General features: G+C 36.8%; 13 protein-coding genes. All 13 read right to left on the bottom strand.

The window, feature by feature from the left end; genetic code table 11:
* Window positions 1–100 precede the first annotated feature (100 nt).
* A complete protein-coding gene (locus tag AC27HL_RS19360) occupies window positions 101–421 on the bottom strand; it encodes a hypothetical protein (protein ID WP_487082697.1) in 321 nt (106 codons plus the stop codon).
* A gap of 107 nt (window positions 422–528) precedes the next feature.
* Complete coding sequence (locus AC27HL_RS19355; protein WP_487082696.1) at window positions 529–1,416, bottom strand: GIY-YIG nuclease family protein; 888 nt, start codon at window positions 1,414–1,416, stop codon at window positions 529–531.
* Between the two features lie 115 nt (window positions 1,417–1,531).
* Window positions 1,532–1,969, bottom strand: coding sequence for a DUF2059 domain-containing protein (locus AC27HL_RS19350; RefSeq protein WP_487082695.1), 438 nt, complete (start codon window positions 1,967–1,969; stop codon window positions 1,532–1,534).
* A gap of 448 nt (window positions 1,970–2,417) precedes the next feature.
* Window positions 2,418–2,726 (bottom strand): hypothetical protein, encoded by a 309-nt coding sequence (locus tag AC27HL_RS19345; RefSeq protein ID WP_487082694.1) that lies wholly within the window; start codon window positions 2,724–2,726, stop codon window positions 2,418–2,420.
* Window positions 2,727–2,833: 107 nt separating this feature from the next.
* Complete coding sequence (locus tag AC27HL_RS19340) at window positions 2,834–3,043, bottom strand: hypothetical protein (RefSeq protein WP_487082693.1); 210 nt, start codon at window positions 3,041–3,043, stop codon at window positions 2,834–2,836.
* Window positions 3,044–3,075: 32 nt separating this feature from the next.
* Window positions 3,076–3,387: a hypothetical protein gene (locus AC27HL_RS19335; protein ID WP_487082692.1), complete on the bottom strand. Its 312-nt coding sequence runs from the start codon at window positions 3,385–3,387 to the stop codon at window positions 3,076–3,078.
* 1,565 nt (window positions 3,388–4,952) lie between these two features.
* Window positions 4,953–5,309 (bottom strand): hypothetical protein, encoded by a 357-nt coding sequence (locus tag AC27HL_RS19330; RefSeq protein WP_487082691.1) that lies wholly within the window; start codon window positions 5,307–5,309, stop codon window positions 4,953–4,955.
* A gap of 84 nt (window positions 5,310–5,393) precedes the next feature.
* Window positions 5,394–5,849 (bottom strand): GNAT family N-acetyltransferase, encoded by a 456-nt coding sequence (locus AC27HL_RS19325; RefSeq protein WP_487082690.1) that lies wholly within the window; start codon window positions 5,847–5,849, stop codon window positions 5,394–5,396.
* A gap of 128 nt (window positions 5,850–5,977) precedes the next feature.
* Window positions 5,978–6,211: a hypothetical protein gene (locus tag AC27HL_RS19320; protein WP_487082689.1), complete on the bottom strand. Its 234-nt coding sequence runs from the start codon at window positions 6,209–6,211 to the stop codon at window positions 5,978–5,980.
* A 117-nt stretch (window positions 6,212–6,328) separates the two neighbouring features.
* On the bottom strand, window positions 6,329–6,637 hold the full coding sequence (locus AC27HL_RS19315) for a hypothetical protein (protein WP_487082688.1): 309 nt from the start codon (window positions 6,635–6,637) through the stop codon (window positions 6,329–6,331).
* Between the two features lie 114 nt (window positions 6,638–6,751).
* Window positions 6,752–7,141, bottom strand: a complete 390-nt coding sequence (locus AC27HL_RS19310; protein ID WP_487082687.1) for a hypothetical protein — start codon at window positions 7,139–7,141, stop codon at window positions 6,752–6,754.
* A gap of 112 nt (window positions 7,142–7,253) precedes the next feature.
* Window positions 7,254–7,586 carry an immunity protein Imm33 domain-containing protein gene (locus tag AC27HL_RS19305; protein WP_487082686.1) on the bottom strand — a complete coding sequence of 111 codons (333 nt, stop codon included), beginning with the start codon at window positions 7,584–7,586 and terminating at the stop codon, window positions 7,254–7,256.
* A gap of 110 nt (window positions 7,587–7,696) precedes the next feature.
* Window positions 7,697–8,359 carry a hypothetical protein gene (locus tag AC27HL_RS19300; protein WP_487082685.1) on the bottom strand — a complete coding sequence of 221 codons (663 nt, stop codon included), beginning with the start codon at window positions 8,357–8,359 and terminating at the stop codon, window positions 7,697–7,699.
* Between the last annotated feature and the right edge of the window lie 500 nt (window positions 8,360–8,859).

The raw sequence follows: 8,859 nt of genomic DNA, 5'->3' as shown, positions 1-8,859 counted from the left end.
GCCTCGTTAAGAGGCAAATAATATGTTGGCTAAAATAAGCGACGCAGGAGCAAAAGCCAACTGTTATTTGTCCTGCTTTAACGACTTGTTATGTGTATTATTACTCGTTTTCTAACACTTGCATGTAATATTCTGAGTCTAACTCGCCACTAACTAATTTATCGTTTTCATCAAGTATTTTATATCTCTGTTGCACACCTGCTAGAGCTGAACTTCCCTCTAATGCACTTAACAGAACATATAGGTTTTCTTTTACAGCTTCGTTCACTAAATCTAAAACTTTAGCCTTAGTATCTTCTGAACAAGGTAAAGCTTCAATTTGAGTTCCGATATAGGTTTCACCAGATTTACCTTGTGAATAGTAAGATTGAAGGTCATCGACTTCTTCTTTGAGTAGCCCGATGAATTGCTCAGAGTTCATTGATTACCCTATACACATAACGCCTAAATAATGGGCAAAAAATAGTTTGGCTATAATCGCGAAGAATGAGCGGAAGCCAACTGTTTTTTGTCCAATTGATTTTCTTGTTAGGTTTTACTTACCAACCGTTCTTCGATTACTTTTAAGTATTCACCTTCAGGAGTTTTCCAACTTTGTGGACCACTACGACTGTTGCCTGCAACTAATGCAGCAGCATAAGAAGATGAACTCATTAGTTTGTCTTTGAGCAATAGGTAAAAACTACCTTTATCTTCTAGAAGACCATCAGAGATCATCTGCTCTTTGATAAGTAAATTTTTACCCGGCATACTCGGTGAAGATTTATGTGCGATTTGCGAACCTTGTAAAAGTAAAAAACCGTCATCTGTAACTCTGCCTTGTGCAGTGACTTTATTTACCTTAAAACTAAATTCATAATTTATTAGGGAATCTTCTTTTGGCTCTACAATAGTTTGAACAGCGCCTGAAGAAACAGACTCTAAAATTCTGTGGCTTAAGCTACCTAAAACGATACGAATATTATCAACAAATTCTTCCATTGCAGCAGCATCAGCGCGAGGAAGATTAGATTTAGTGGGTGTATTACTGTTTTCTAAGTCATATCTATCGGCTGACTTACTGATTTCTACTAGCCTTGCCTCTAGATATTTGATATGACCTTTCGTTAAGTTTTCATCTTTACTTGTAAAGATGATTACCTCATTCCAAAATTCTTTTTTACGGTCGTGATCTGCTAGCCTTTTAAATACATCTTCAGATTCTCCTATGTATGCAACATTGTTATCACCCGCAGAATTCTCAAATAAAAAATATACGCCAGGTCGTTTAGATTCTTCCCATTTCCCTAACTCCGAAAATCGACTTCGTGGACAAGCTAAAGCTTGACCAGACCAGTTAGCTATTTCTACATGGCGTAATCCAGTAGGACTACCATCAGCTAAAAATATTCTTATACTTCTTCCAAACTTAGACATATTCTCGAAACTTCCTGTAAAACCTAACGCCCTGTTAAGGGGCAAATTGTAGTTGGCTAAAATAAGCGAGGAACTAGCAAAAGCCAACTGTTATTTGTCCCGCTTGAACAGCTTGTTATGGAGATTGTAGCTCCTGAATTCGTTGAATATATGCATCATTTAACTTCTTTGAGGCATGATTCATATTTTCTATCGCTTTGTGATTAAATTTTTGAAAATTGTTGAGATACCATTTTCCAAAATCAGTTTTATAAAATTTAATTAGTTCTGATAATTCTTCGTCTGTAAATGCAGACAGCGACTGCTTGTAAGCATTAAATATTTGTTCACGTCCAAGCTTGAACACATCAGAAAATTTTCTATCTACATTTTCAGACGAAATTGAGGGATACAAACGAACTGCCTCGTTACGATATTGCTCTATAGCGGCCTTTGTAATACTTTCTATTTCAAGATATTTTAGAATTTCGGCCTCATTTTTTATTCGGTCAAAAGCACTTACTTCTACAATGAAAAAACTAAATATTAAACACAAAACTCTGATGTGACTCATATCCCTGGATATCTCCATAACGCCCAATTAAGGGGCTTTTTATAGTTTGCCAAAATGTGTAGCGCAGCGAAACCAGGCAAACTATAAAAAGTCCCGCTTGAATTGCTTGTTATATGCAGCGCAATTTAAAACAAACACTACACGAATTTAAAGGCACCCGTTATAAAACGACCAACCGTGAACTTTTGAGCGTTAAGCACAACTGGCCGAACTAAATTAATAACTTTGTTGCCTTTGAAAAAGGGTTAAATAACAAAGTTTATTAGTGCATACACTAAACAGTTTTAGCGAAAAACACTACGTAAAAATCTCTTGCTCTAAGGCGTAATTCTTTGAAGCATATAACGCCCCAATAAGGGGCTGATAATGCTTGGCTAAAATGTGTAGCGAAGCGAAACTGAGCCAAGCATTATCAGTCCCGCTTGATTGGCTTGTTATATGCCAATACCTAACCAATTGTAAAGTATAAATAAACACTATACCCTGGTATGCAGAAGAATAATGGTATACCCCAATGGTATGCTTTAGTGCTAGGTAGCTTGTCATCAAAAACAAATGCGATTGCAAAAGCGAGTGTGCCTAAAATTGTTGTAGTTAAAACTCCAAGTACCCCAAACACCAAAAATAGTGCAGCTAGAAATGAACCACCATTTCCTATACCTGATTCCATTTTTGGGATATAACCCAAATAGAACGCAGAGAAAATAGTTACGCTTAGTAAGGTAAGAAACATCAATATTTGATATGAAAGCTTCATGTCGATTTTGGCATATAACGCCCTGTTAAGGGGCTGATAATGTTTGGCTAAAATGTGTAGCGAAGCGGAACCGAGCCAAACTTTAGCAGTCCCGCTTGAACAGCTTGTTATGTGTACTTTAGCACTATAATTTCTAGTGCCTCAACCTTAAGACAAACAGCTTTATTTTTTGCATCTATTACTTGTGCACAATATTCGGAATCTTCAGAATCAAACCATTCGAGGTGGGTCATAACCTCCATATCATTAGCTAGTACAACACTTTCAGTGTTATCAGCATAAACAACGCTTATTGGATATTCAGGTATGTTTTCCAATGCTCAACCTTCCTTGTACACATAACGCCAAGCTAATAGGCGTTTACTGTTTGGCTAAAATTGTGAGCGCAGCGAAACGAGCCAAACTTTAAACGTCCCATTGAGCGCCTTGTTATGCGCTGGTTGTGATGACCACAAACAACGCCATTTATATAAGATTTTGTGGCAGCCCGACCGTAGAAAACAAGAACACCTACGCAGCGCGACACAACAAACCATGAATTTTGAGCCACTAAACTAAAGCGACTATTACCACCAAAATTACTTTGGCGAAAAACTGCTGAGCCAAAAGCTGACACAGAAAACTTAGCACACACATTACCAAGATAAAGAATTGGCAACAAGTACAATAATCTTTGAAAAACACCAAACGAAAACAATAAATTTAACCGAATTCGCGACTGACGCATAACGCCCATATTAAGGGGCTTTTTAATAGTTTGCCAAAATGTGTAGCGCAGCGAAACCAGGCAAACTTTAAAAAGTCCCGCTTGAATTGCTTGTTATATGCAGCGCAAGTTAAAACAAGTGCTACACGAATTTAAAAGCACCCGTTATAGAACGACCAACCGTAAACTTTTGAGCGTTAAGCACAACTGGCCGAACTAAATTAATAACTTTGTTGCCTTTGAAAAAGGGTTAAATAACAAAGTTTATTAGTGCATACACTAAACAGTTTTAGCGAAAAACACTACGTAAAAATCTTTTGCTCTAATACGCAATTCTTTAAAGCATATAACGCCTAATTAACAGGCAAAAAATTGTTGGCTAAAATAAGTGAACGTAGTGAACAAAAAGCCAACTGTTTTTTGTCCTTTTGAATGACTTGTTATATGGCTTTAAACTACCGGTTTTATTCTTACTAAGCATTAATAATTTCAAATATAGAAAAAGTCAAAACTATAGAAAAACATACTAACCAAACCTTTTTGGAGAATATGCGTAAAAAGCTAGCTTGCTGATTATGGAAAGGTTTTGCACCTAACACTGCCATTAAGACCCAAACACTTATAATTAAGGTAATTATTCCATCTATCATATCTATTTACTCGAAAATGCTAGCCATATAACGCCACGTTAAGCGGCAAAAAATTGTTGGCTAAAATGTTGAACGGAGTGAAAACAGCCAACTGTTTTTTGTCCGTTTGAACGCCTTGTTAGCAGTATTTACTGCTTAGTTCTAATTGGCAATCTACCTTTAAAAGCAACAAATGTTGATAGGAAGCCACCCCAAATTAGAAATACACAAATGGCAAACGATACGATTAAGAAAAACCAATCACCTTCGCCAATAGAAGTAAAAGTAGAGCCTACAAAATAAAGGAAATACCAAAAGAAGCAAGCCAATACTCCGAACAACAATCTAAATAATGGTCTAGCGTGATTTTGATTCAAGGTTGTAAACACTCCAATACTGCTAACGCCAAGCTAATAGGCGTTTACTGTTTGGCTAAAATTGTGAGCGCAGCGAAACGAGCCAAACTTTAAACGTCCCATTGAGCGCCTTGTTATGCGCTGGTTGCGGTTACCACAAACAACGCCATTTATATAATATTTCGTGGCAGCCCGACCGTAGAAAACAAGAACACCTACGCAGTGCGACACACCAAACCATGAATTTTGAGCCACTTAAATAAAGTAACTTTTGCCACCAAACCTAACTTGGCGAAAAACTGTTGAGCCAAAAGCTGAAACAGCGCTATTGGCACTTAAACTACCAAAACAATGAATCGGCAACAAGCCCCCTAGCCTTTGTTAAGTGCCAACCGAAAACAACAAATTTAACCGAATTCGCGGTTGACGCATAACGCCCTGTTAAGGGGCTGATAATGTTTGGCTAAAATGTGGAGCGAAGCGAAACCGAGCCAAACTTTAGCAGTCCCGCTTGAACAACTTGTTAGCTAGCAATTTAGCCAACAACCTGATAAATAATGCTATTATTAAACTCCATAATAAAAGCTATAACAATTAATAAAATTCCAATTCCCGTAAATAAGCGATTAACAAACTTATATTTATGCTCGTTGTTACGTTTATCATAATGATCAAGCACCACGACAAATAAACTTAGTGCTCCAAAAAGCATCGCTGAAACTATTAAATTTAATGTAACGCCTGTAAATGTAGTTCCATCAGATGAGCTTTTACCAGGAAAATACAACTCACCGCTTTGGTATCCGTAAATGGCATAACACAATAATCCTAGCCCCCATATTATATTGAAGACTCGTTCTGATTTTGGGATAGAGTTTGGAATATCGTACAAACCTTTTTTTGCTAGCTAACGCCCCAATAAGGGGCTTTTAAATAGTTGGCTAAAATGTGAAGCGGAGCGAAACCTAGCCAACAGTTAAAAGTCCCGCTTAATTGGCTTGTTAGGCATATGTGAGCACAATAAAGAGTATGTTACTTCGTACTCATCTTTCATTTCCCCTCTAATCCAACCTTGTGCTTTATAAAAGTTATCTGCTCTTGTATTCGCTTCGGTACTAAGAGTAACTTTTTCGGCACCTAATTCAAATAACCATTGAGTAGCAAGTTGAATCAAGCCTTTACCTGCACCGACACCTTCAAACTCGGGTAATACAAAAAGTGCCCAGATTGAATTATTGCTTTTTTCAGCATATGAAAATCCGATAATTCTATTATCTAATTCACAGACCCATCCTCTACCTAACTTATCAAGGTAATCTTCATACATTTTTTGTGTAATTAAGCTTGGATCAGATAACACATTTTCAACAACTGAAATCCTTATTTCGGCCATTGTAGTAATATCGTCAACTGTAGCCCGTCTAAACTTCATTTATACTCCAGACAATTTAAATATGCCTAACGCCCTAATAATGGGCAAAAAATTGTTGGCTAAAATGTTGAGGAACGAAAACAGCCAACTGTTTTTTGTCCTTATTAATTAGCTTGTTATATGCCAATTTACACATATATGCTGATTAGAACAATACTTAATATGATGACCACTATCCCTGTGCAAATGATGCGACCTTCATGTTCTTCAGCTTGCTTGCCGCGTGGGTAATTACCTAATGTGATAACTAACAAAAATATGCGACCAACCCAATAGATAAGAAACTCACAAATAGCTTCTATGAGGATAAAACGGATCAACCTAAGAATAGTTTTTAGTGCTCCTTCGGCTAACTCTTCCACCGAAACCTCCTTGTGCATATAACGCCTTACTAAGCGGCGATAAATTGTTGGCTAAAATTGCGAGGAACGAAGCTAGCCAACTGTTTAGCGTCCGTTTGAGTAACTTGTTATGTGGCTTTACTTTAACATTGATTGTTTAAATGTTTTTAAGTTATTTGCAATCTTAATTGCCGCTTTAGGAGACATACCGATAGTTGGAATATAGAACACTTCCTCTTTATCGTTTATCACTAAAAGTTCACCACCACCATTACCACCAAAAGTAATAAACTCAGGAGCAAACTCACAAAGTTGATAATCTTGATTTATTTCTTCTAACTCGTCAGGCTGCCAAAGAACATACCATTCAGGCTCTAAAGTTAACTCGCCTTCGATGTAGCCTTCTACCATCCATTCAGCCAACTCCTGTTTTAGTTTTGAAATCATAGTTAGCGATAACCCTTGCCACATAACGCCCAATTAACAGGCAAAAAATAGTTGGTTAAAATATGCGACGCAGGAGCAAAAACCAACTGTTTTTTGTCCTTGTTTAATTTCTTGTTAGGTATACTTTGCTGAAGCCTTGTAAAAGTAGGCTCCAACTAAAATTGCCGTAATAATTTGAATAATTGCTGAAACAGTAATAGTTAATTCATATGGCAAAATAAGACAACCTAGAACAAAGCCCAAAACAAAATATACAGCAATGCTTTGAACACTAGTTTTGCAAATAAAACTCAAACTATAAAGCATGGCTAAAAGAAAAATTAACACACTCAAGAAGTCAGTGAAATATGTAACCGAGTAAACACTGACCTTGACTGGAAATACAGCAGAATCGATAAGTAATTCAGTGATAGGAGATTGAATATAAAGTGAAATATATGCAAGGTAAATGAAAAAAATCCATACACTGGCTGCACCTACGACTGTATATATTGATTTATGCACCAAACCTTCCCTGTATACCTAACGCCCATATTAAGGGGCTTTTTATAGTTTGCCAAAATGTGTAGCGAAGCGAAACCAGGCAAACTGTAAAAAGTCCCGCTTGAATTGCTTGTTATATGCCGATTAAACCTTTGTCTTGCCATACATCTTCATAGTCACCAGCAACTAAGAATCTAAACCCTTCAGGTAAAGCCAAATACTTTTCTATTTGTGGGATGTAATCTTTAATATGACTCACATGTAAAGGCTTAAAAAAATCAGGTTCGTCACTCCATTCTTCCCCACACCATATATACCAGCCACAAGTACCATTTTCCGCTACTTGTCTTAAACCGTTTATAGGTAACTTACCGATAGTTTCAATAGCTAACCCTAGTTTTTCCGAATCGCCGCATGGTGAAAATTCTGTTCCAAATTTAACGCAAATATCCTGCTGACTACTCATGCTATCCCTTAAGCATATAACGCCTCGTTAAGGGGCGAGAAATGTTGGCTAAAATGGCGAGGAACGAAGCTAGCCAACTGTTTAGCGTCCGTTTGAGTAACTTGTTAGGGCTATTTTGCCGCTTGCTGTTTAAACAACTCTATAATAGGCTCAAGCTGTGGAGCACCACCGAAGACATTATCTTTACCAAACCCATACTTCCAAGATTCTGTGAACATACCATACTTATCATCTTTAAAGCCAGAATAGACCCAAGGCAATGTTTTAGCTTGTTTTATTTGCTGCAACCCCATCCAACTATCAATATTAAAATCACCTATCCAACTGTAACCACTTTCACTATTTATTTTTTGAGTAAACTCACGATAAATATATAAATCAGTTGTTTTAGAGTGACATGATTTAGGTCTGGGATCATTTAGAGATATATCAATTTCATCACCTAAGTTTATTAATTTATGAGTAGATTTATCTTCTGCATAAATAAAATATTTACTTCCAATTTCAAGAGATGAAAAACGATTATCCATAATATGATGTAATTTAACGATTTCACCTTTTTTTGCTCCCAAAATAGGTGTTACAACCAAGACTTCAAAGGTTGCCCCACAAGAATTTTCTAGAGAGCTTTTAGGCAAAGAAAAACCTGAAATTACAACTCCAGTACCTATGAATTTTGCATCCGAAAAAAAATCTTTAATATCGAATTGTTTTGGACCAATTCCATAGGAAGAAAAAGTAAATAATAGTGCAATTAAACTCAGATATTTCATATAGCCCTAACGCCCTGTTAAGGGGCTGATAATGTTTGGCTAAAATGTGTAGCGAAGCGAAACCGAGCCAAACTTTAGCAGTCCCGCTTGAACAGCTTGTTATATTGCGAGGTTATTATTTCGAAAACTTTAAATGCCACTATAAAAATGGAACCTGCGGCAAATAATAAAATACAACCCCAAGAGAATAAAGTTACTGCATAAGATACATCAACACCATTGTATGTACACCCACCATATTTTAGGGCGCCATTAACACAGTCCGTGATTATATAGTTGTGAAGTATCCAAGAAACAGGTATTGAAAGCAAAAACTAACCATAAAACCACTTAGCCAAAATAAAATTAATGGATGTTAACTTATTTAGTATTGAGATAATTGATACTTCCATATAGCAATATAACGCCCTGTTAAGGGGCAAATCGTAGTTGGCTAAAATGTGAAGCGAAGCGGAACCAGCCAACTGTTATTTGTCCCGCTTGAACAGCTTGTTAGGCAT

It is taken from the genome of Colwellia aquaemaris, assembly GCF_057548755.1.
This window is presented reverse-complemented; position numbering and strand designations above follow the sequence as displayed.

Coding starts and splice junctions, on each gene's coding strand:
- AC27HL_RS19305 (WP_487082686.1), bottom strand. CDS start 7,586: ATGAGTAGTCAGCAGGATATTTGCGTTAAATTTGGAACAGAATTTTCA.
- AC27HL_RS19315 (WP_487082688.1), bottom strand. CDS start 6,637: ATGATTTCAAAACTAAAACAGGAGTTGGCTGAATGGATGGTAGAAGGC.
- AC27HL_RS19355 (WP_487082696.1), bottom strand. CDS start 1,416: ATGTCTAAGTTTGGAAGAAGTATAAGAATATTTTTAGCTGATGGTAGT.
- AC27HL_RS19350 (WP_487082695.1), bottom strand. CDS start 1,969: ATGAGTCACATCAGAGTTTTGTGTTTAATATTTAGTTTTTTCATTGTA.
- AC27HL_RS19345 (WP_487082694.1), bottom strand. CDS start 2,726: ATGAAGCTTTCATATCAAATATTGATGTTTCTTACCTTACTAAGCGTA.
- AC27HL_RS19300 (WP_487082685.1), bottom strand. CDS start 8,359: ATGAAATATCTGAGTTTAATTGCACTATTATTTACTTTTTCTTCCTAT.
- AC27HL_RS19325 (WP_487082690.1), bottom strand. CDS start 5,849: ATGAAGTTTAGACGGGCTACAGTTGACGATATTACTACAATGGCCGAA.
- AC27HL_RS19360 (WP_487082697.1), bottom strand. CDS start 421: ATGAACTCTGAGCAATTCATCGGGCTACTCAAAGAAGAAGTCGATGAC.